This window comes from Pseudomonas sp. ES4, from assembly GCF_050586665.1.
Lineage (GTDB): Bacteria > Pseudomonadota > Gammaproteobacteria > Pseudomonadales > Pseudomonadaceae > Aquipseudomonas > Aquipseudomonas frederiksbergensis.
In genome coordinates, this window is sequence record NZ_JBOBDO010000003.1 from 164,742 (window position 1) to 184,870 (window position 20,129).

17 protein-coding genes are annotated in these 20,129 nt (G+C 60.9%); 7 read left to right on the plus strand and 10 right to left on the minus strand.

Annotation, left to right across the window (positions count from 1 at the left end):
• Window positions 1–219: 219 nt before the first annotated feature.
• Window positions 220–1,548: a tRNA (N6-isopentenyl adenosine(37)-C2)-methylthiotransferase MiaB gene (miaB, locus tag ACQ4OB_RS05050; RefSeq protein ID WP_033053447.1), complete on the minus strand. Its 1,329-nt coding sequence runs from the start codon at window positions 1,546–1,548 to the stop codon at window positions 220–222.
• A gap of 135 nt (window positions 1,549–1,683) precedes the next feature.
• Between miaB and ACQ4OB_RS05055 the strand changes: the two genes are divergently transcribed.
• Window positions 1,684–2,013: a DUF1820 family protein gene (locus ACQ4OB_RS05055; protein WP_007894425.1), complete on the plus strand. Its 330-nt coding sequence runs from the start codon at window positions 1,684–1,686 to the stop codon at window positions 2,011–2,013.
• A 118-nt stretch (window positions 2,014–2,131) separates the two neighbouring features.
• On the opposite strand, the gene ACQ4OB_RS05060 is transcribed toward ACQ4OB_RS05055, so the two are convergent.
• The 4 genes from ACQ4OB_RS05060 to ACQ4OB_RS05075 form a co-directional block, all read right to left on the minus strand.
• Complete coding sequence (locus ACQ4OB_RS05060; protein ID WP_074871163.1) at window positions 2,132–2,686, minus strand: tetratricopeptide repeat protein; 555 nt, start codon at window positions 2,684–2,686, stop codon at window positions 2,132–2,134.
• A gap of 223 nt (window positions 2,687–2,909) precedes the next feature.
• A complete protein-coding gene (gene hemL / locus ACQ4OB_RS05065; RefSeq protein WP_430955229.1) occupies window positions 2,910–4,193 on the minus strand; it encodes a glutamate-1-semialdehyde 2,1-aminomutase in 1,284 nt (427 codons plus the stop codon).
• 15 nt (window positions 4,194–4,208) lie between these two features.
• Complete coding sequence (thiE, locus tag ACQ4OB_RS05070; protein ID WP_430955230.1) at window positions 4,209–4,832, minus strand: thiamine phosphate synthase; 624 nt, start codon at window positions 4,830–4,832, stop codon at window positions 4,209–4,211.
• A gap of 32 nt (window positions 4,833–4,864) precedes the next feature.
• Window positions 4,865–5,662, minus strand: coding sequence for a hydroxymethylpyrimidine/phosphomethylpyrimidine kinase (locus ACQ4OB_RS05075; RefSeq protein ID WP_033054181.1), 798 nt, complete (start codon window positions 5,660–5,662; stop codon window positions 4,865–4,867).
• Between the two features lie 427 nt (window positions 5,663–6,089).
• Here ACQ4OB_RS05075 and ACQ4OB_RS05080 point away from each other — a divergent pair, with 427 nt between their 5' ends.
• From ACQ4OB_RS05080 to ACQ4OB_RS05095, 4 genes are all read left to right on the plus strand, one after another.
• Entirely contained in the window at window positions 6,090–8,474 is a 2,385-nt protein-coding gene (locus ACQ4OB_RS05080; protein ID WP_430955231.1) for a 7TM diverse intracellular signaling domain-containing protein, read from the plus strand.
• A gap of 74 nt (window positions 8,475–8,548) precedes the next feature.
• Window positions 8,549–10,195: an acyl-CoA dehydrogenase family protein gene (locus ACQ4OB_RS05085; protein ID WP_430955232.1), complete on the plus strand. Its 1,647-nt coding sequence runs from the start codon at window positions 8,549–8,551 to the stop codon at window positions 10,193–10,195.
• A 173-nt stretch (window positions 10,196–10,368) separates the two neighbouring features.
• Window positions 10,369–11,868 (plus strand): AMP nucleosidase, encoded by a 1,500-nt coding sequence (gene amn, locus ACQ4OB_RS05090; protein WP_173860464.1) that lies wholly within the window; start codon window positions 10,369–10,371, stop codon window positions 11,866–11,868.
• Window positions 11,869–11,939: 71 nt separating this feature from the next.
• On the plus strand, window positions 11,940–12,581 hold the full coding sequence (locus tag ACQ4OB_RS05095; RefSeq protein ID WP_074871151.1) for a pseudouridine synthase: 642 nt from the start codon (window positions 11,940–11,942) through the stop codon (window positions 12,579–12,581).
• Here the strand turns inward: ACQ4OB_RS05095 and ACQ4OB_RS05100 are convergent.
• Entirely contained in the window at window positions 12,576–12,785 is a 210-nt protein-coding gene (locus tag ACQ4OB_RS05100) for a DUF2788 domain-containing protein (protein ID WP_007937369.1), read from the minus strand. The genes ACQ4OB_RS05095 and ACQ4OB_RS05100 overlap by 6 nt on opposite strands.
• Window positions 12,786–13,022: 237 nt before the next feature.
• Entirely contained in the window at window positions 13,023–13,502 is a 480-nt protein-coding gene (locus tag ACQ4OB_RS05105) for an Lrp/AsnC family transcriptional regulator (RefSeq protein WP_007937367.1), read from the minus strand.
• Between the two features lie 435 nt (window positions 13,503–13,937).
• On the opposite strand from ACQ4OB_RS05105, the gene ACQ4OB_RS05110 reads away from it, so the two are divergent.
• Window positions 13,938–14,942 (plus strand): DUF6515 family protein, encoded by a 1,005-nt coding sequence (locus ACQ4OB_RS05110; protein ID WP_430955233.1) that lies wholly within the window; start codon window positions 13,938–13,940, stop codon window positions 14,940–14,942.
• On the opposite strand, the gene ACQ4OB_RS05115 is transcribed toward ACQ4OB_RS05110, so the two are convergent.
• Window positions 14,927–15,832, minus strand: coding sequence for a cation diffusion facilitator family transporter (locus ACQ4OB_RS05115; RefSeq protein WP_074871147.1), 906 nt, complete (start codon window positions 15,830–15,832; stop codon window positions 14,927–14,929). The genes ACQ4OB_RS05110 and ACQ4OB_RS05115 overlap by 16 nt on opposite strands.
• Window positions 15,833–15,861: 29 nt before the next feature.
• Window positions 15,862–16,281, minus strand: a complete 420-nt coding sequence (locus tag ACQ4OB_RS05120) for a polyribonucleotide nucleotidyltransferase (RefSeq protein ID WP_074871145.1) — start codon at window positions 16,279–16,281, stop codon at window positions 15,862–15,864.
• A 109-nt stretch (window positions 16,282–16,390) separates the two neighbouring features.
• Here ACQ4OB_RS05120 and hrpB point away from each other — a divergent pair, with 109 nt between their 5' ends.
• On the plus strand, window positions 16,391–18,910 hold the full coding sequence (hrpB, locus tag ACQ4OB_RS05125; RefSeq protein ID WP_430955234.1) for an ATP-dependent helicase HrpB: 2,520 nt from the start codon (window positions 16,391–16,393) through the stop codon (window positions 18,908–18,910).
• Between the two features lie 148 nt (window positions 18,911–19,058).
• On the opposite strand, the gene ACQ4OB_RS05130 is transcribed toward hrpB, so the two are convergent.
• Window positions 19,059–19,979: a LysR substrate-binding domain-containing protein gene (locus ACQ4OB_RS05130; RefSeq protein WP_430955274.1), complete on the minus strand. Its 921-nt coding sequence runs from the start codon at window positions 19,977–19,979 to the stop codon at window positions 19,059–19,061.
• Between the last annotated feature and the right edge of the window lie 150 nt (window positions 19,980–20,129).

Genomic DNA, 20,129 nt, shown 5'->3' on the forward strand with positions numbered 1-20,129 from the left:
AATTAAGATGAAATCAAGGATAACGCCAGAGGCCCGGGTGCGAAAGGTCTTAAATAATATGCCGGATTTTGGTACTTCATCTGTGGCGAGGGGGCTTGCCCCCGTCCGGCTGCGAAGCAGTCGCAAAATACTCGGGACCGCTTCGCAGTCCAACGGGGCGATGCGGCGTTCCGACAAGCCCCCTCGCCACAAAGCTCGCTCCCACAGGGTAATGAGGTGTTACTGAATCAGCGAACCCCGCAGCGAGTGCGGTTGTGCGGCATCGATATGCACATCGGCGAACTGCCCGATCAACGTCGGATTGTCGCAGCGGAAGTTGACGATGCGATTATTCTCGGTCCGGCCTTGCAGTTCACCGGGGTCTTTTTTCGAATAATCGGTGACCAGAATCCGCTGAATGGAGCCCACCATTTGTCGGCTGATCTCGAAACCTTGCTGGTTCAGACGATGTTGCAAGGCGTTCAGGCGTTCTTTTTTCAGCGCTTCCGGCGTTTCGTCGGCCAGATCGGCAGCCGGAGTGCCCGGGCGTTGGCTATAGACGAACGAGTAGGAGAAGTCGAAACCGACGTCTTCGATCAGCTTCATGGTCTGTTCGAAGTCTTTTTCGGTCTCGCCCGGGAAGCCGACGATGAAGTCCGAGCTGATGCAAATCCCCGGTACGGCAGCACGCAGCTTGCGCAGTTTGGATTTGTATTCCAGCGCGGTGTGGTTGCGCTTCATCGCCGCCAGGATTCGGTCCGAGCCCGATTGCACCGGCAAGTGCAAGTGTTTGACCAGTTCCGGAACGTCGGCGTGAGCCTGGATGAGGCTATCGGAGAATTCCAGCGGGTGTGAAGTGGTGTAGCGGATGCGATCGATGCCATCGACGGCGGCGACGACGCGGATCAGTTCGGCCAGGTCAGCCAAACGACCGTCATGAGTGGTCCCGCGGTAGCCATTGACGTTCTGCCCGAGCAGGGTCACTTCACGCACGCCGTTTTCAGCCAGATGGATGATCTCGGCGATCACGTCATCGAAAGGTCGGCTGACTTCTTCGCCGCGGGTGTAGGGCACCACGCAGAAAGTGCAGTACTTGCTGCAGCCTTCCATGACCGACACGTAGGCGCTTGGGCCATCGATGCGCGGCTCGGGCAAGTGGTCGAATTTTTCGATTTCCGGAAACGAGACGTCGACTTGCGGCAGCTTGGTCGCGCGGGCGGCGTCGATCATTTCCGGCAGGCGGTGCAAGGTCTGCGGGCCGAACACCACATCGACGTACGGCGCACGATCGCGGATGGCGGCGCCTTCCTGGCTGGCCACGCAACCGCCAACGGCAATCACCATGTCCGGGTTGGCCAGCTTCAGTTCGCGCCAGCGGCCGAGTTGGGAATACACCCGGTCCTGGGCACGTTCGCGGATCGAGCAGGTATTGAGCAAGATCACGTCGGCATCTTCAGCACGAGCGGTGACTTCCAGGGCCTGATGTTCGCCCAGCAGATCGACCATGCGCGAGCTGTCGTACTCGTTCATCTGGCAACCGTGGGTTTCGATGTAAAGCTTCTTGGCCATGGACAGAGTCATCACGTGATTCAAAGAACCGCGCATTATAGGGAACATGTTCCAAGGTTCCTACCGTTGCGCGTCCGGCGGCTATGCTATAGTTCGCGCCCTCATTTTTATCCCCCGATGTGTTGCTCGCCCACCATGACCAAACGTGAAGCTCCAATCTACAAGGTGATTTTCCTCAACCAGGGCCAGGTGTACGAAATGTATGCCAAACAGATCTATCAAAGTGATCTGTGGGGCTTCCTGGAAGTTGAAGAGTTCGTCTTTGGCGAGCGCACGCAAGTGGTCGTCGATCCGAGCGAAGAGAAGCTCAAGGCTCAGTTCGAAGGCGTTGTGCGCAGCTTTGTGCCGATGCATTCGATCGTGCGGATCGACGAGGTCGAGCGCCTCGGTACACCGAAAATCAGCGAAGCCCGCGGCGCGGTCGGCAATGTCATGCCGTTTCCGATGCCGATGCCTGAGAAGTAAATAGCAATCCTGAAGCTGACAGGGCTCTCTTCTGTGGCTAGAGAGTCATTGTGGTCAGGGGATTTGTCTGTGGTGAAGGGATTTATCTGTGGCGAGGGGATAAATCCCCTCGCCACAGTTAAGGCAACGGCGAGAACGGCGTACGCCCATCGGCGCTTTGCAATTCCATCAGATACTTGCGGAAGATTTGCCCCAGCACCTGGGTAGCGACTTCCAGTTCTTCGCGGGGCATTTTCTCGGCGACTTCGTCGGCAGTGTCCAACGCTTCTTCAGCGCCATTGACCGCCGCCATTTTCAGCACGATATACGCCTGGACGTTGTTGGCCGGTACGCCTTCGCCGTGGAAGAACATGGAGCCGAGTTTGAATTGCGCCTGAGCATGGCCTTGCAACGAGGCTTTTTCGAAGTAGCCCAGGGCTTTTTTGAGGTCGCGCGGCGTATTTGTGCCGTCGTAGTAGAACTCGCCCAACTCGTATTGCGCCTGCGCATCCCCTTCATCCGACGCTTTCTGGCAGGCGGCGAGCGCCTGTGCCAGGTCTTGCGGCTGAGTATTGAGGGTGCAACGACCCATCGCTGGGATTAACAACGAGTTGCCGCCTGCTTGTGCGAGCGCGAGCAGGGGCTGAAGGAGCAACAGGCAGCCCAGTGCAAGGGCGCGGCCGGTGCGGTTCATGGGAATCGACTTACCTCTGAGGGGCGCGCGGACCCGTCGAGGGATCCAATAAGCGCGCATTATGAAATAAGCAGGGCCAACCTTACAAAGTCTTTACTCGTTTTTCTGCTGCGCGGGGAATATATCGGCCACTTTGCCGAGTATTTGAGCAGAAGCGCAGGAATAAGGACGGGAATGCAGGTGAAAGCTGACGCTGGCAACTGCCAGCGTCAGCGGCACAGCGTTATTTCAATGCAGCAAATGCGCGTTCGGCAGCATCCAGCGTCAGTTTCAGCTCGGTTTCGCCGTGGGCAATCGAGGTGAAGCCGGCTTCGAAGGCGCTCGGCGCCAGGTACACGCCGCCTTCAAGCATCAAGTGGAAGAAGCGTCCGAACAGGGCGGCGTCGCTGTCCATCACGTCATCGAAGGTCACGATGTCGTCGGCACCGCTGAAGTACAGACCGAACATACCGCCGGCCTGTGTGGTCACGAACGGAATGCCCGCGGCATCGGCGCGTTGTTGCAGGCCATCGAGCAGGCGACTGGTGTAGTCAGTCAACTCTGCGTGGAAGCCCGGGCGGCTGATCAGGCGCAGGGTCGTCAGGCCGGCAGCCATGGCCAACGGGTTACCCGACAAGGTGCCCGCCTGATAGACCGGGCCCAAGGGTGCGATGTGCGACATGATTTCGCGCTTGCCGCCGAAGCAGCCAACCGGCATGCCGCCACCGATGATTTTGCCGAAGGTGGTCAGGTCTGGCGTCACGCCGTAGTGGGCTTGTGCACCACCAAGGGCGACACGGAAACCGGTCATCACTTCGTCGAAAATCAGCACCACGCCATGCTTGTCGCACAGGGTTCGCAGGCCTTCGAGGAAACCTGGTGCCGGCGGTACGCAGTTCATATTGCCGGCCACGGGCTCGACGATGATGCAGGCCACTTCCTGGCCGACTTCGGCGAGCATGGTTTCTACCGCGTCGATGTCGTTGAACGGCAGGGTCAGGGTGTGTTTGGCGAACGCCGCCGGCACACCGGCCGAGCTCGGCACGCCTTGGGTCAGGGCGCCAGAGCCGGCCTTGACCAGCAGACTGTCGGAGTGACCGTGGTAGCAGCCTTCGAACTTGATGATGCTGTCGCGGCCGGTGAAACCACGGGCCAGACGAATCGCGCTCATGGTGGCTTCGGTGCCGGAGCTGACCATGCGCACCATTTCCATCGATGGCACGATCGAGCAGACCAGGTCCGCCATCTGGGTTTCCATCTCGGTCGGCGCGCCGTAGGACAATCCGTGCTCAAGCTGTTTGCGCACGGCGTCCAGCACATCCGGGTGGCTGTGGCCGAGAATCATCGGCCCCCAGGAGCCCACGTAATCCACATAACGCTTGTTGTCTTCGTCGGTGACGTAGGCGCCTTCCGCGTGTTTGAAGAACAGCGGCGTGCCGCCAACGCTTTTGAACGCGCGAACAGGCGAGTTCACGCCACCGGGAATGTGTTTCTGGGCATTGGCAAACAGGGTTTCGGAACGAGACATGATCGGGCTCTCAAATCAGATTTTCAGTAATTCGTTAAAGGCGCGGGCGCGGCGTGTCACTTCAGCCGTGCTCTCGGCGCCAAACAGGCCATGGACCACCGCCAGCAGATCGACCCCATGGGCCACCAGTGGCGCGGCGTTGTCCAGGGTGATGCCGCCAATCGCGCAGATCGGCAGGTGCAGTTTGCTGCGGGCCTGGTCGAGCAGTTCGAGGCTGCAAGTGGGGGCGCCGGGTTTGGTATTGGAGTTGAAGAAGCGACCGAAGGCGACGTAACTGGCGCCTTCCTTGGCCGCTTGTTCGGCGAGTTCGAGTTGCGCGTGGCAGGTCGAACCGATGATCGCCTGGCGACCGAGCAATGCGCGGGCCGGGGTCAGCGGGCCGTCGGTCTGGCCCAGGTGCACGCCGACGTTCAGGCGCGCAGCGAGTTCGGCATCGTCATTGATAATCAGCTGGGTCTTGTAGCGTTCACACAGATCGCGCAGGGCTTGGGCCTCGCGCAGACGGCGGGCCTCGTCGTTGCTCTTGTCGCGGTATTGCAGCAGGGTGACGCCGCCTTCCAGCGCCGCCTCCACGTACGAAAGAAATTTACCGGCCAGCAGTTGGCTGTCGGTAATGGCGTACAGGCCACGTAGCTTCATCGGACAATCCTTTTTGCTTTACGCAGGGACAGTTACGAACAGAAATCCAGCGGCAGGCGGCGCGGCACGAACTGGCCTTTGCCCAACTGCTCCGCATCACGCAGGGTGCGCCACGTGTAGTTAAGCGCGGTCTGCACGGCACTGGCGAGATTTTCACCGAGGGCCAGACGACCGGCCAAGGCACTGGCCAGCGTGCAACCGGAACCGTGATAACTGCCGGGCAAGCGCTGGCAAGTGAAGGTTTCGCGGTGACCGTCGCGGCTATACAGGCGATTGTGGATTTCGTGTTCATCGCCATGGCCGCCAGTGATCAGCAGGTGTTTGACGAATGGCAGGAGTTTTTCCGCGCACTCGTCCGCGGTGCCTTCGGGCAGTTCGGCGAGGATGCGGGCTTCGGGAAGGTTTGGGGTGGCGATGATCGACAGAGGCAGCAGGCGTTCGCGCATGGCGTAGCCGACTTCGTCCTTGCCCAGTCGTCCGCCGCCGCCGGCGCGCAGCACCGGGTCGCAGACCACCGGCAAATGCGGGTGCGCCGAGAGCAGTTCGACCACGGTGTCGACCATTTCCAGGGAGCCGAGCATGCCCAGTTTCACCGCCGCGACTTCGGAGTCGTTGAGCACGGCATTGGCCTGGGCCAACACCCACTCACGGTCGAGGACGCGGAAATCAGTGACGTTGACCGTGTCTTGCACGGTCAGGGCGGTGACGGCCGGGGCCGCATGACATCCCTGAGCGAGCAGGGCTTCGATATCTGCCTGCAAGCCGGCGCCACCACTTGGGTCGTGGCCGGAGAGACAGAGGACAACGGGGCGAGAGCTGTAGATATTCATGGTGCGCGAGCTTACCACCAAACATCTTTTTTCGGTTGCCCCCAGCGAGTCATCACGCGGTCCATGTAGCAGCTGCCGAAGGCTGCGTTCGGCTGCGTAGCAGGCGTGAAGTCAGTCGCTGCGGTGTATCAGGCAAACCGGGTGGTCAGGTTTGACGACTGCTGCGCAGCCGAACGCAGCCTTCGGCAGCTGCTACAGGGAACAGGGCGTTGTCACAAACTGACCGGTGAAATAGCTCTAGCTCAATATGTGCGGCTGGAACGCCCGTGCTAGAGCCTTTGTAGGAAAAATTACAATGGTGTTCAATGGCCACCAACGGCTATGCTAGAGTGGATCCAAACCAATAACAGGTAATGCCGGTTTTACGTCTACTCAAAAGGAATGAGGGGCTTCCTTGGATAACCGGACAGGCCACGCTGGGGCTTAAATGCGCTATTTGCTGATGATGCTGTTGTGCTTGCCCCTTATGGCGAGTGCAGTCGAATTCGACGAGTTCACTCAAAGCCTTCCCCTGGGCCGAACCCTGCAAGTGTTCGAAGACGCGGGCGGTCAGGCGAGCATCGCCGATGTCCGCGCACAAGCCGCGGCCGGAAACTTCAAACCCCATGACAAAGCCACCCTCAACGCCGGTTACTCGCGTTCAGTGTTCTGGCTGAAAATCGACCTGCATTACCGCCCGAACAACCCCGCGGTGCAACGCACCTGGTTGCTGGAGCTGGCCTATCCGCCCCTTGATCACATTGATCTCTATTTGCCCGATGCGGCCGGTGGCTATCAATTGGCACGTCAGACCGGTGATGCCTTGCCGTTCGACAGTCGCGAGATCCGCCAGAACAACTATTTGTTCGATCTGAACTTCACCCCTGATCAAGCGCAAACCCTGTACCTGCGACTGCAAAGTGAAGGGTCGATCCAGGCGCCGGTCACCCTATGGTCGAGCACTGCCTACCTGGAAGAGCAGCCGGTCCGACTGTATGTACTGGGGCTGATCTACGGCGTGTTGCTGGGAATGCTGGTGTACAACCTGTTCATCTATCTCAGCGTGCGCGATACCAGCTATCTCTATTACATCTTCTATATTGCCTCGTTCGGCTTGTATCAGCTGTCGGTCAACGGCGCGGCCGTGGAGTATTTCTGGCCGAACAATCCCTGGTGGGCCAACGCGGCGACGCCTTTTTTCATCGGTTGTGCAGGGCTGTTCGGCAGCCAGTTCGCGCGCAGTTTCTTGCAGACGGCGACCCACAGTCGTTGGCTCGACCGCATCCTGCTGGCGTTGATTGCGTTTAGCGCAGTCGTGGTCGGGTTGTCGTTGATGACCAGTTACGCCATGGCCCTGCGCCTGGCGACGACGCTGGCACTGATCTTCACCGTGGTGATTTTTGCCGCAGGTATTTTCGCCTGGCTGCGTGGCCTGCGAGTGGCGCGTTATTTCATTATTGCCTGGTCGGCGTTTTTACTCGGTGGCGTCGTCAACACCCTGATGGTGCTGGGTTACCTGCCGAACGTGTTCCTGACCATGTATTCCAGCCAGATCGGCTCGGCGATTGAAGTGGCGCTGCTGTCCCTGGCGCTGGCCGATCGCATCAACGCCATGCGCGAGCAACAGGCACAGACCCTGTTCGATGCCGGTCAAACGCTTGAAGTGCTGAACCAGCAATTGGCTCACAGCAACAAGCTCAAGGACGAGTTCCTCGCCACCCTGACCCACGAACTACGCACGCCCATGAACGGTGTAATCGGCTCGCTTGAGCTGATGCAGACCGTCGAGATGGACCCGGAGCTGGAGCAATACCAGCAAACGGCCGCCGGTTCCGCGCGAGACATGATGCGCATGGTCAACGGCATCCTCACCCTGACCGAGTTGCAGGCCGGCAAGCTCAAGACCTATCCCGCCGTTTTCAGTTTGCGCAGCGTGATCGAGGCTTTGCGCCTGCAATTCGAGGGCAACGCGTCGAGCAAGTCGCTGGACTTCAAAGTCGAGGTCTCGCCGGGGCTGCCGGATCGCTTGCACGGCGACAGCGCCAAATTGGCGCAATGCCTGGAATGCCTGCTGGATAACGCGATCAAGTTCACGCGGATCGGCGGGCTGGCGCTGCGGGTGACGGGTAAACCCGCGGCGCCCGACCGATTCGCGCTGTCCTTTGCAGTGATCGACACCGGCATCGGCTTCACCGATCTGGGAGAGGCGACACTGTATCAGCGGTTCTTCCAGCTCGATGGCTCGATGACCCGTGAATACGGCGGCCTGGGCGTTGGCCTGGCGATCTGTCGGCAACTAGTCGAACTGCTCGGCGGAAAACTGACCCACCGCTCCGAGCCTGGTCGTGGCAGCCGCTTCCAGCTCGACGTCGAGTTCGAACTGCCCGTGGTGGAGCGGCCGCCAGCGCCCCTGATGAACCGGGAATTTCCGCGCCTGCGACTGCCTCAGGACTGCACCGTCTTGCTGGTCGATGACAACAGCATCAACCAGTTGGTGATGCGCGGCATGTTGCTCAAGCTTGGGTTCCGGGTGCGCAGCACCGACAACGGGGCTGCCGCGCTCGATCACTTGCAGCGCGAAACCTTCGATGCGGTATTGCTCGATTGCCAGCTTCCACCGCTGGACGGCACGTCCCTCTGTTGCCAGATCCGCGCGTTGCCGGGCTGCGCCGAACTGCCTGTATTCGTGATTGCCTTGAGCATTGATCGGGAACATTGCCCGACCGGTGCCTTGATCGATTATCTGAACAAACCGGTGAAATTCGAGGACCTGCAGGCAGCGCTCTATCGTCGGGTGCTGTGTCCAAAGCAAGGCGAAAGCGCCGACAGTTAGGCAGATATGACACTTTGTTCGGTCGGGGGGCGGTGCTTAACTGAAGTTCCTTGGCTGACCAAAGGAGCCCCGTCATGAACCTGCATCAGTTCGCCGAAACCCACGAAGTCACCAACCAGCCACCGTCGCTGGACGGCGCCAATCTCTATCGCATCGACCTGCCGTTGCAGGAGTGGTCGCGGCGTTTCGGGGCCGGGTGGGCCGAGTCGCGGATCGACGCTTACGGCGCCCTGGCCGGCGGGCCGCTGATGGAAGCAGGGTTTTTGGCCAATCAGAACAAGCCGGTTTTCAGCAGCCATGACCGTTACGGCCATCGCATCGACCTGGTTGAATTTCACCCGGCGTATCACGAACTGATGCGCACGGCGGTCGAGCACGGTTTGACTTCGTTGCCCTGGGCGCATCCGCAGTCCGGCGCCCACGTCGCCCGCGCCGCCATGACCTACCTGCACAGCCAGGCTGAAGCCGGCAGTGGTTGCCCGCTGACCATGACTTTCGCCAGCGTCCCGGCAATGCGCCTGCAAGCGGACTTGGCGGAGCAATGGCTGCCGAAAATCCTCTCCACCGAATACGACCCGCGCAACGTCGGTATTGCCCACAAGGCCGGGGTCACCATCGGCATGGCGATGACCGAGAAACAGGGCGGCACCGACGTGCGGGCCAACACCACCAAGGCTTTTCCGGTCGGAGCCAGTGGTCCGGGCCAGGCGTATGAGCTGGTGGGCCACAAGTGGTTCTGTTCGGCGCCGATGTGCGATGCCTTCCTCACCCTGGCCCAGACTGACAAGGGGCTGACCTGTTTCCTGCTGCCGCGCCATCGCCCGGACGACACGCGCAATCAGTTCTACATACAGCGCTTGAAGAACAAACTCGGCAATTGCTCCAACGCGTCCAGCGAAGTGGAGTTCCGTGGTGCGCTGGCGTGGATGGTCGGCGAGGAGGGCCGGGGTGTTCCGACCATCATCGAAATGGTCGCCATGACCCGCTTCGATTGCATGGTCGGTTCCAGTTCGCTGATGCGCCAGGCCCTGACCCAGGCCAGCCATCACTGCGCTCACCGCAAGGTCGGCGGCAAATTGCTCAGCGAACAACCCTTGATGCAGAACGTACTGGCCGACCTGGCCCTGGAAAGCGAAGCCGCCCTGGCCTTGAGCCTGCGCATGGGCCGGGCGCTGGATCATCTGGATGACGAGCACGAAGCCAAATTCGCTCGGCTGGTCACGGCGGTGGGCAAGTACTGGATCTGCAAACGTGCGCCCGGAATGATCAACGAAGCTGCCGAATGCATGGGCGGCGCCGGTTATGTCGAAGACAGCATCCTGCCGCGGTTGTACCGTGAAGCACCGGTCAATTCGACATGGGAAGGTTCCGGCAACGTGCAATGCCTCGACGTATTGCGAGCGTTGTCCAAGGAACCGGGCGTGCTCGACGTACTGTTCAGCGAATTGGGCGATGGCCATGGCGACAAGCGCCTGGCCGCACACATCATTCAATTGCAGGCAGCGTTCAAGGACACCGGCGACATTCAATATCGTGCGCGGCAGCTCACCGAAGACATCGCCTTGGGCCTTCAGGCCAAGCTGTTGCTGGAGGCGGGCAATGCGGCGGTCAGTGATGCCTTCATCGCCAGCCGCCTCGGTTCGGCCGGTCGGGTGTATGGGGCGTTGCCGCGTGGGCTGGATGTGGAAGCGATTGTCGCCCGCTCGACCCCACTTCCATGAGCGACACCGATCAAATGTAGGAGCGAGCCTGCTCGCGATGACGGTTCAACATTCAACAGTAATATCGACTGTCATACCGCTATCGCGAGCAGGCTCACTCCCACATTGGATCCTGGGTGGACTTGGTATTTGTGTAGCAACCGCTGTTCCCGTGAAGCGACGATGCAGGCAAGATGAAGGCCTGCAAGTCAGAACACAGGATGCTGATCGTGACCGAAGCTTTTATTGTCGTTCAAACCGCCGAGCAAGCCGTGGACCGGCTTGCGCTCTTGCACCATCGTGCAACCACCGCGCTGAACCAGGCGCTCAAGCGTTACCTCCATGATCGAGTCGAACCGGACGCCGAACAGCGTGCGATGTTTCGTTATCCCGAACTGCGTCTGACCTACCATTGCCAGGGCGAAGTCCCACAGACCACTCGCGCCTACGCCAAGGTTCAACTGCCGGGGACCTACAGCGTCACCGTCACTCATCCCGCCGCGTTCCGTAAATACCTGCTGGAACAGCTGGTGCCGTTGATGCACGACTTCACCGTGACGGTGGAAGTCGGCATCAGCCAGCAAAACATTCCTTATCCGTACGTGGTCGAGCAGGGCGATGAACTGGCCGGTTCCGGCGTTACCGCCGCCGTGCTGGCGCGGGTGTTCCCGAGTACCGACCTGTCTGCCGCGACCGATGGCATCGCCGACGGTCTGTACGATTGGGAAAACACCGACCCGCTACCGTTGGCCTTGTTCGACGCTGCGCGGGTGGATTTCTCCCTGCGTCGGCTGGTGCATTACACCGGCAGCGACTGGCGCCATGTGCAGCCGTGGATTCTGCTGACCAACTACCACCGCTACGTTGACCAGTTCATCGTTCATGGCCTGGAGCAACTGCGCAATGATCCGCGTTTCGTGCGCATGGTCTTGCCGGGCAATGTGATCATCGAAAAGAGCATGGACCACGGCGAAGCTTCGGCGATTGCCGCCGGTGTGGTCTGGCACCGCTATCAGATGCCGGCCTATCACCTGATCGCCAGCGACGGCCACGGTGTGACCCTGGTGAACATCGGCGTCGGCCCGTCCAACGCCAAGAACATCACCGACCACCTGGCGGTGCTGCGTCCGCATTGTTGGCTGATGATCGGCCACTGTGGCGGCTTGCGTCAGTCGCAGACGATTGGCGACTACGTGTTGGCGCACGCTTACATGCGTCGCGACGGGATTCTCGACCGGGTCGTGCCGCCGAATATTCCGATTCCGGCCCTGGCCGAAGTGCAAATGGCGTTGCAGCAAGCGGCAGCCAATATCACCGGCGAGAAGGGCGACGAACTGAAAAAACGCCTGCGCACCGGCACCGTACTGACCTACGACGACCGTAACTGGGAATTGCGCTGGGCTCAGGAACGTCCGTTGATCAACCTGTCCCGCGCCGTGGCGGTGGACATGGAAAGCGGCACCATCGCTGCGCAAGGTTATCGCCTGCGGGTGCCGTATGGCACGTTGCTCTGCGTGTCGGACAAACCGTTGCACAGTGAAATCAAACTGCCGGGTTCGGCCAACGCCTTCTATGAGCGTGCGGTCAGCCAGCATTTGAAGATCGGCATCGAGGCGGTGGATTTGTTGCGCACCGAACTCAACTCGCTGCACTCGCGCAAACTGCGCAGCTTCGACGAGCCGCCGTTCCGCTGATTGTTCTCATGGTCATTTAGCGGTCAGGGCACTAGCATTAGCAGCCCTGACCGTTAGATGTTCCTTTTCCCATGTCCCGTCCTCAACGTCCCGTTTCCCGCCGCCCTGGCGTGAAGCCTGCGCCATCGTCCTCAGCCCCGCGCCGTGTCGCCAAAGCGCCGCCAGCCGAGCCGAAGCTGATCCTGTTCAACAAGCCGTTCGATGTGCTGACGCAATTCAGCGACGGCGAAGGGCGGGCGACGCTCAAGGATTACATCGAGATTCCCGGGATTTACCCGGCAGGACGGCTGGACCGCGACAGTGAAGGTTTGCTGCTGCTGACCAACGATGGTCAGCTTCAGGCGCGGATTGCCGACCCGAAACACAAACTGGCCAAGACCTATTGGGTGCAAGTGGAAGGTGAGCCGAGTGCCGAGCAATTGCAGCGTTTGCGCGATGGCGTGGAGTTGAACGATGGCATGACGCTACCGGCTGAAGCGCGGCTGCTGGAAGAGCCTGAACTGTGGCCACGCAACCCGCCTGTGCGCTTTCGCAAAAGCGTGCCGACCAGTTGGCTGGAGCTGGTGATTCGTGAAGGGCGCAACCGTCAGGTACGGCGCATGACCGCGGCGGTCGGCTTGCCGACGTTGCGTCTGGTGCGGGTCAGAATCGGCGACTGGTCGATCGAAGGGCTCGATCAGGGCCAGTGGAAGGAAGTGCCAGCGCGCTTATAACGTGCCGGATTCGATCAGGCCGATGACCACGCTTTTGATCACGAACGCGGCCACGCCCAGGCCGAGTACGAAGAACAGGATGAACGAGCCAAAGCGTCCGGCCTTGGACTTCTTCGCCAGATCCCAGACGATGAAACCCATGAAAATGATCAGGATGCTGACCAGTCCGGTCATCATCCACTCTTCGAATACTGCAGGATCCATCGAACATCTCCAGCGCGGGCGGGGCTAAAAGGCGCTGGAGTATACGCCACGACGAATTGGCGGAGTATTGACCTGCGTCGGTGTGTCGCAGTCATTCGTCGCCTTGGGCAGTGATCGTTCCCACGCTCTGCGTGGGAATGCCGCCATGGACGCTCCGCGTCCGCTTTAGATCGTGACGTAGAGCGTCACAGGATGCATTCCCACGCGGAGCGTGGGAACGATCAGTCAAAGCCATCATCAGCTGCGCAGATGAGTCAGCGGCAACTCGGTACTGTTGAGCACCTGATTAAGCACAAAACTCGACCGCACACTCGTCACCCCTTCAATCCGGGTGAGGTGTCCCAGCAGCAGTTTCTGATAGTGATCCATGTCCGGCACGACGACCTTGAGCTGATAGTCGGCATCCATCCCGGTCACCAGACTGCATTCCAGCACTTGCGGTAATGTACGAATCGCCGCTTCGAAGTTCTCGAAACGCTCTGGCGTATGCCGGTCCATGCCGATCAACACGTAAGCCGTCAGGCTCAGGCCGAGCATCTTGCGGTCCAGCAGGGCCACCTGGCGGGAGATGTAGCCGTCATCTTCCAGCTGCTTGACCCGCCGCGAGCATGGCGAGGGGGACAGGCCGATGCGTTCGGCCAGCTCCTGGTTGGAGATGCGCGCATCACGCTGCAATTCCGCCAAAATGCTCAGGTCGTATCGGTCGAGTTTGCTCATCAATCAGGCCTTTGTCATAACTATTGCGGCGGATTATCTATCCAGGGTTAAAAATTGCGCAAGTGATGTTTATTTGAGCAATCTTCGCAATCCTCTGCCGGCGCCGCGAGCCTATTCTTATCACCAGAATCACTGCTCGGACAAACAGTCCAGTGCGGCTCGCCCAATCAGGCCAGCTGCGGTCGCCACCCCCACCGGGGATGAGCCGACCCCCGAGCTACACACTGTCCAGAAGACGGCGTGAGGTGAGCCGACGTCAAAAGCGTCGAGCACGGACGAAGTTCTCAAAGGGAGGCCGACGGGTCTCCCTTTTCTTTTGCCCGCAATTTGCCGACCACCCTCAATAAATAAGTTGCGCGACTGATAACCTGTTGCAGAACCGGCCTGTGCTTTCCCAGTCTTACGTTCAGGCCCTAACCCGCAGTGAGGAAAAGCATGAAGTCGCGCATCTGGCGTTTGGCCGGTGTTGGTTTGCTATATGTAAGTGTCACTGCGCAATCGCTGGCCGATGAGCCGCAAGACCGTGGCCCCGACAGCGGGCAACGCGGCTCGGATGGCCATCAGGGCAACAATCAGGGCCACGGCGGCAATAACCCGCCGCGTGCGCAGAACAACGACATCATTCGTGGCGACAACAGCCGTCAGTTTGAGCACAACGGCCAGAATCAGAACGACGGTCAACGGCAGAACCGGGCGCCGCATGATTACAACGGTCCGGATCGGCCGCCGCAGCTACCGGCCAATGACCTGCCGATCCAGGGCCGGCCCGATACCGTGCGCCAGACCCAGCAGCCGCAGCGTGGTTACTACCAGGACGTGCCGCGGCGCAACGATAACAACCCGCATTGGCAAAACAACGGTCCGCGTCCCGACGACTATCGCTGGGCCGGTCGCCCGGATGGGCATGGCAATGGCTGGGGACCTGGCCCGCAATACCGTCCCGGTCATGTGATCGATCGCTTCCCCGACCGTGATTACCGTGTGCCGTACCGTGGTCAGGACTACTTCTACTCCGGCGGCTACTGGTATCGCCCACAAGGCCCACGCTATGTGGTGGTGCAACCGCCACGCGGGATTCGCGTCAGCTACTTGCCCGATTACGCGCGCGAAGTGTGGATCGGCGGGGCGCTGTTGTTCCTCGCGGCCGGCTCTTATTACGCCTATCAGCAAAGCACTCAGGATTACGTCGTGGTCGAGCCGCCCGTACAACCGCAGCCGCAACCGGTCAGTAATGGTTATGACGTGGTGGCGTATCCGGCCAACGGTCAGTCGCCAGAGCAGGTCAACCAGGACGGTTACGAGTGCTATCAATATGCGGTGCAGCAGAGTGGTTTCGATCCGCGAACGGCCACCTACCAGCCAGCCCCGTCGGTGGTGCAAGCCTACCGTCAGGCCCAAGGCAACTGCCTGAGCAGTCGCGGTTATCAGGTTTCTTTCTGAGCCGTGCCTGCCAGCACCACTTCCTGCGGGTCGGCGTGCACCAGCACTTCGGCTCGCGGATAAGCCGCGTGAATCGCATCGGCGGCTTGGTCGCTGATGCCGTGAGCGACTGACAGGGTCAAATCCCCCGGCAGTTCCAGGTGCAACTGCACGAACCACTGGTTGCCGGAAACCCGCGTACGCAGGTCGTGCGCCCCCAACACTCCCGGTACGCTGCAGGCCAGTTCGAGCATGTGCTGGCTGACGTCCGTTGGCAGCGCTTCATCCATCAGCACCGTAAAACTTTCCCGGGCGATATGAATCGCGCTCCAGAGAATGTAGGCAGCGATCCCCAAACCGAACCAAGGGTCGACCTGATGCCAGCCATACCCGGCGAGCACCAGCGCCACCAGAATGCTGCCGTTAAGCAGCAGGTCCGAGCGGTAATGCAGGGAGTCGGCGCGCACCGCGTTGGAGCCGGTCGCCTTGATGACCCGATGTTGCAACACCAACAGGGCCAGGGTCAGCGCCAGGGAAAACACAATCACCCCGATGCTGATCCACGGCGCACCCACCGGTTCCGGGTGTTTCAGTCGTTCGATCGCCTGCAAGGCGATCAGCACCGCACTGCCGCCAATGAACAACGCCTGGGCCATGCCCGCCAGCGACTCGGCCTTGCCGTGTCCATACCGGTGATCATCGTCGGCCGGGCGCAAGGCGTAATGCACAGCGAGCAGGTTGAGCAGCGAGGTCACGCCGTCGAGGGTCGAGTCGGTCAACCCGGCGAGCATGCTCACCGAACCGCTCAACCACCAGGCGATGGCTTTGGCGACGATCAACGTGCACGCCACCGCCACCGAGGCACGGGTCGCCAGCCGCAGCAGGCGGGCGTGTTCGGAGCTGGAGATCATAAGTGCGGCTATTCCTTTAAGTGCACGGGTTACGCGGCAGGTTGCAGGCCGAACATGGCCAGTTGCTGAGCGCTGCCCTTGTGCTGGATCAGGCGTGGGTCATCCAGCGGGAAGCTGCGGCCCAGTTCGGTTTCAAGAATAGTCTGCAACTTGTGATTATCGACCTTGCCGTCGGCGCCGATGGCTTCCTTAAGTTTTTCCGGGGCCACTTGTGCGGTCTCGCCGGGCGCGTAGTAAATCGCGCCAGTGGCGAAGTCCACGGCGAACGCGATCAGGCCGGGGATGATGTAGAACAGCAGGCCTACGGCATCCAGCGCGGCGATGGCCGGGTCGATCTTGCCGTCAATCTGACCGCGACGGTCAGGGTAGAAAATCGATCCGCAAGCGGTGACCTGGGTCAGCAACGTCGCGACCAATACACCGCCAATCAAGCGAAAGGGAATACGCATATGAAATCTCCTGGGTAATTTCAAAACGAAAGGACGCCTGTATGAATTAGGACCGTCATTAACGCCGAGCAGTTCGCCGTTATACTCGCCGCTCTGTTTTGGAGCCAGCATGATTTCTTTGCCGATTGATGAAGTTTTACCCGCCCTGCGTGAAGCCTTGGCTACACGCCACGAAGCCGTGCTCGAAGCACCGCCCGGCGCCGGTAAAACCACCCGCGTGCCACTGGCCTTGCTCAACGAGCCCTGGTTGGCCGGGCAGACCATTCTGATGCTCGAACCGCGGCGTTTGGCTGCGCGGGCAGCCGCGGAACGCCTGGCCAGTGAGCTGGGCGAAAAGGTCGGCGAAACCGTCGGTTATCGCATTCGTCTCGACAGCAAAGTCGGCCCCAACACCCGTATCGAAGTAGTCACCGAAGGCATTCTGACCCGCCGTTTGCAGGACGACCCGGCGCTCGAAGGTGTTGGCCTGGTGATCTTCGACGAATTCCACGAGCGTAGCCTCGACGCCGATCTGGCGCTGGCCCTGAGCCTGAATGGCCGCGAGCTGTTTCGCGACGATCAGCCGCTGAAAATCCTGTTGATGTCGGCAACTCTGGAGGGCGAGCGCCTGGCCGGGTTGCTCAATGACGCGCCGATCCTGCGCAGCGAAGGGCGCATGTACCCGGTGGCGATGCGCTGGGGCCGGCCGTTCCAGCCCGGTGAGTTCATCGAGCCGCGACTGGTGCAGACCATTCTCGAAGCCTTGAATGATGAGACCGGCAGCGTGCTGGTATTCCTGCCGGGGCAGGCGGAAATCCGTCGGGTGCATCAGCAACTCGCCGATGCGCTGGGCGAGAGCACGCAAGTTCTGCTCTGCCCGTTGCACGGTGAACTGGATCTGGCCGCGCAACGCGCCGCGATCGATCCGGCCCCCGCCGGCAAACGCAAAGTGGTGCTGGCGACCAACATCGCCGAGACCAGCCTGACCATCAACGGCGTGCGCGTGGTAATCGATGCCGGGCTGGCGCGGGTACCGCGTTTCGATCCGGGCAGCGGCATGGCCCGCCTCGACACTCAGCGTATTTCCAAAGCCAGCGCCACTCAGCGCGCGGGTCGGGCCGGGCGGTTGGAACCGGGCGTGTGTTATCGCTTGTGGTCGCAGGATCAGCACGAGCAACTGGCGGCCTACGCCAGCGCGGAAATCCTCTCGGCGGACCTTGCCGGATTAGCGTTGCAACTCGGCCGCTGGGGCGTGACACCGGGGCAATTGGTGTGGCTCGACATCCCTCCAGCGGCCGCTTATGCACAGGCTCAGGACTTGCTCGAGCGCCTGGGTGCATTGGACGGCGAAGCGCTGACCCGTCACGGTCAGGCCATGGCCGAACTGCCGGCGCATCCGCGCATCGCGCATTTGCTGTTGCGCGGTCAGGCGCTCGGCCTGGCCGACATGGCCTGCGATGTCGCGGCCTTGCTCGGCGAGCGGGATATCTTGCGTGGCGCCGGGGCGGATCTGCACAGCCGATTGGTGCTGTTGTCTGGCGAAGAACGGGCCGCACGCGGCGCGCAGGGTGGCGTGCAGCGTGCCCGGCAACTGGCGCGGCAGTATCGCGGTTACTTGCGGGGTAAAGCGTCGGAACCGGTCAGCGATCCGGATCATCCGCGTTGGCTGGGCGCGCTGTTGGCGTTGGCCTATCCCGACCGCGTTGCCCAGCAGCGTCGTGCCGGTGGCGCGGAGTATCGTTTGGCCAATGGCCGTGCGGCGTTGTTCGCCGAAGCCGACAGTTTGATGAAGCAACCGTGGCTGGTGATCGCCGATCTCGGCAGTCGCCAGGGCCAGCGTGAAGAACGGATTTATCTGGCGGTGGATTTCGATCCGGCGCTGTTCGATTCGGTGCTGGCCGAGCAAGTGCGCGTGGTCGATCAACTGGATTGGGATGAGCGCGAAGGCGTGTTGCGCGCCGAGCGTCAGCGCAAGGTCGGTGAATTGATCCTCAGCCGCGAACCGTTGACCGGGCTCGATGAAACTGCCCGCAGTCAGGCGTTGGTCAATCTGGTGCGACGCAAAGGCCTGGAGCTGTTGCCGTGGACCCCAGAGCTGCGTCAGTGGCAAGCGCGCGTGGCGTTGCTGCGACAGCTGGACCTCGGCAGTAAGGAGCAGAGTGAATGGCCGGATGTCAGCGACGCTGCATTGCTCAAAAGCCTCGAGCAGTGGCTGATGCCGTATCTGGGTAAAGTCTCGCGGCTCAGTCATTTCGCCAATCTGGACCTGTCGAGCATCGTCCACAACCTGTTGCCGTGGCCGCTGCCGCAACGGCTCGATGAGCTGGCGCCGCACCATCTGAGCGTGCCGTCGGGTTCATCGATTCGGCTGGACTACAGCGAACAGCCGCCGATTCTGGCGGTGCGGTTGCAGGAGCTGTTCGGCCTGGCGGAAACCCCGCGGATCGCCGGTGGCCGGCAGGTGGTCAAACTGCATCTGCTGTCCCCGGCGCGACGGCCGGTGCAGGTGACCCAGGATTTGGCGAACTTCTGGCGCAGTACGTATGCCGAGGTGAAGAAGGATTTGAAGGGTCGGTATCCGAAGCACTATTGGCCGGATGACCCACTGGTGGCCGAAGCGACCGCGCGGATCAAACCCCGTAAAAGCTGAAGCGCTGATCGTTCCCACGCTCCGCGTGGGAATGCATCCCGTGACGCTCCGCGTCACTTCGGTGCCAGGCCCGGCGCCAGCGGTGCTGCTGGAACGCGGAGCGTCCCTTGAGGCATTCCCACGCAGAGCGTGGGAACGATCATAAGCGCTAAGCTCTGGTCCCGGCCTTGGCCGTCAACTGCTCGCGGCAATAATCTGCAAACAACTGCGCCGGTTTGGTCAACTGCCCGCGCTTCAACCACGCCGCCACCAGCCCTGAGCCGGTGATGTCTTCAACGATGTCCACGCACACCACTTTCTGGCCGTCATAGGTGCATTCCGAGTGCGGCCGGGTGACCAGGATCGAGAAGCCGAAGCCTTGCCCGACCATGCCCCGGACCATCTCGATCGACGGTGAGCTGAAGGCAATGTTCGGCGTCAGCTCCAACTCTTCGAACAGGCTGACGAAGTAGGTCCGGCTCGGTTGCACGTCCAGCAAAATCATCGGCTCCAGGCACAAATCGCGCAGTGATACTTGCTTGAGCTGTGCAAAGCGATGATCCGCCGGCAGCAACGCATAAGGCCGTTGCGCCGGCATCAGGGGTTCGGTCTGGATGGTGGCGTCGAGGTCGTGTTCATACAGGATCGCCAGGTCGAAGGTGCCCGAGGTCAAGCCTTGCACCAGCTCTTGCTGCTCGCCGTCGCGGATGCGGATTTTCACCCCCGGATACAGCGCCGAGAACCCGGCAATCAACTGCGGCAGGTACAGCGGCGCGACCGTTTCGAAGCAACCGATATCGATTTGCCCGGCCACCACGTCGTTGTCGGCGAGGGCGTTCTGTTCGAACTCCTTGGCCATGCGCAGCAGTTCCTGGGCCTTGCGGTAGAAGCGGGCACCGCTGGGGGTCAAGGACACGCCCTGGGCGTGATGACGGATCAGCAGTTGCACGCCGAAGCTGTCTTCCAGGCCTTTGATCGCCGTGGAAATCGCCGGTTGGGCGATGTACAGCTTGCGCGAGGCCTCGGCGACGCTGCCGCATTCGACGGTGGTGATGAAGTACTTCAATTGACGCAGGTTGTAGGCAGCCACGGCAAACCTCGGGGTGGATGATGTCGACATCCAGGCAATTTTCGCGCCGACTGCTTCCGTTCTGACGACGGTGTTGTTGTGCCTGAACAATAACCACATACCGCGCCACCGGGGAGATCGGCTGCCCAGTTTTTTCATGGTCTGCGAAGA

Excerpts from the sequence above, each read along its gene's own strand:
- miaB (WP_033053447.1), bottom strand. The coding sequence starts at position 1,548 with ATGGCCAAGAAGCTTTACATCGAAACCCACGGTTGCCAGATGAACGAG.
- ACQ4OB_RS05055 (WP_007894425.1), top strand. The coding sequence starts at position 1,684 with ATGACCAAACGTGAAGCTCCAATCTACAAGGTGATTTTCCTCAACCAG.
- ACQ4OB_RS05060 (WP_074871163.1), bottom strand. The coding sequence starts at position 2,686 with ATGAACCGCACCGGCCGCGCCCTTGCACTGGGCTGCCTGTTGCTCCTT.
- hemL (WP_430955229.1), bottom strand. The coding sequence starts at position 4,193 with ATGTCTCGTTCCGAAACCCTGTTTGCCAATGCCCAGAAACACATTCCC.
- thiE (WP_430955230.1), bottom strand. The coding sequence starts at position 4,832 with ATGAAGCTACGTGGCCTGTACGCCATTACCGACAGCCAACTGCTGGCC.
- ACQ4OB_RS05075 (WP_033054181.1), bottom strand. The coding sequence starts at position 5,662 with ATGAATATCTACAGCTCTCGCCCCGTTGTCCTCTGTCTCTCCGGCCAC.
- ACQ4OB_RS05080 (WP_430955231.1), top strand. The coding sequence starts at position 6,090 with ATGCGCTATTTGCTGATGATGCTGTTGTGCTTGCCCCTTATGGCGAGT.
- ACQ4OB_RS05085 (WP_430955232.1), top strand. The coding sequence starts at position 8,549 with ATGAACCTGCATCAGTTCGCCGAAACCCACGAAGTCACCAACCAGCCA.
- amn (WP_173860464.1), top strand. The coding sequence starts at position 10,369 with ATGAAGGCCTGCAAGTCAGAACACAGGATGCTGATCGTGACCGAAGCT.
- ACQ4OB_RS05095 (WP_074871151.1), top strand. The coding sequence starts at position 11,940 with ATGTCCCGTCCTCAACGTCCCGTTTCCCGCCGCCCTGGCGTGAAGCCT.
- ACQ4OB_RS05100 (WP_007937369.1), bottom strand. The coding sequence starts at position 12,785 with ATGGATCCTGCAGTATTCGAAGAGTGGATGATGACCGGACTGGTCAGC.
- ACQ4OB_RS05105 (WP_007937367.1), bottom strand. The coding sequence starts at position 13,502 with ATGAGCAAACTCGACCGATACGACCTGAGCATTTTGGCGGAATTGCAG.
- ACQ4OB_RS05110 (WP_430955233.1), top strand. The coding sequence starts at position 13,938 with ATGAAGTCGCGCATCTGGCGTTTGGCCGGTGTTGGTTTGCTATATGTA.
- ACQ4OB_RS05115 (WP_074871147.1), bottom strand. The coding sequence starts at position 15,832 with ATGATCTCCAGCTCCGAACACGCCCGCCTGCTGCGGCTGGCGACCCGT.
- ACQ4OB_RS05120 (WP_074871145.1), bottom strand. The coding sequence starts at position 16,281 with ATGCGTATTCCCTTTCGCTTGATTGGCGGTGTATTGGTCGCGACGTTG.
- hrpB (WP_430955234.1), top strand. The coding sequence starts at position 16,391 with ATGATTTCTTTGCCGATTGATGAAGTTTTACCCGCCCTGCGTGAAGCC.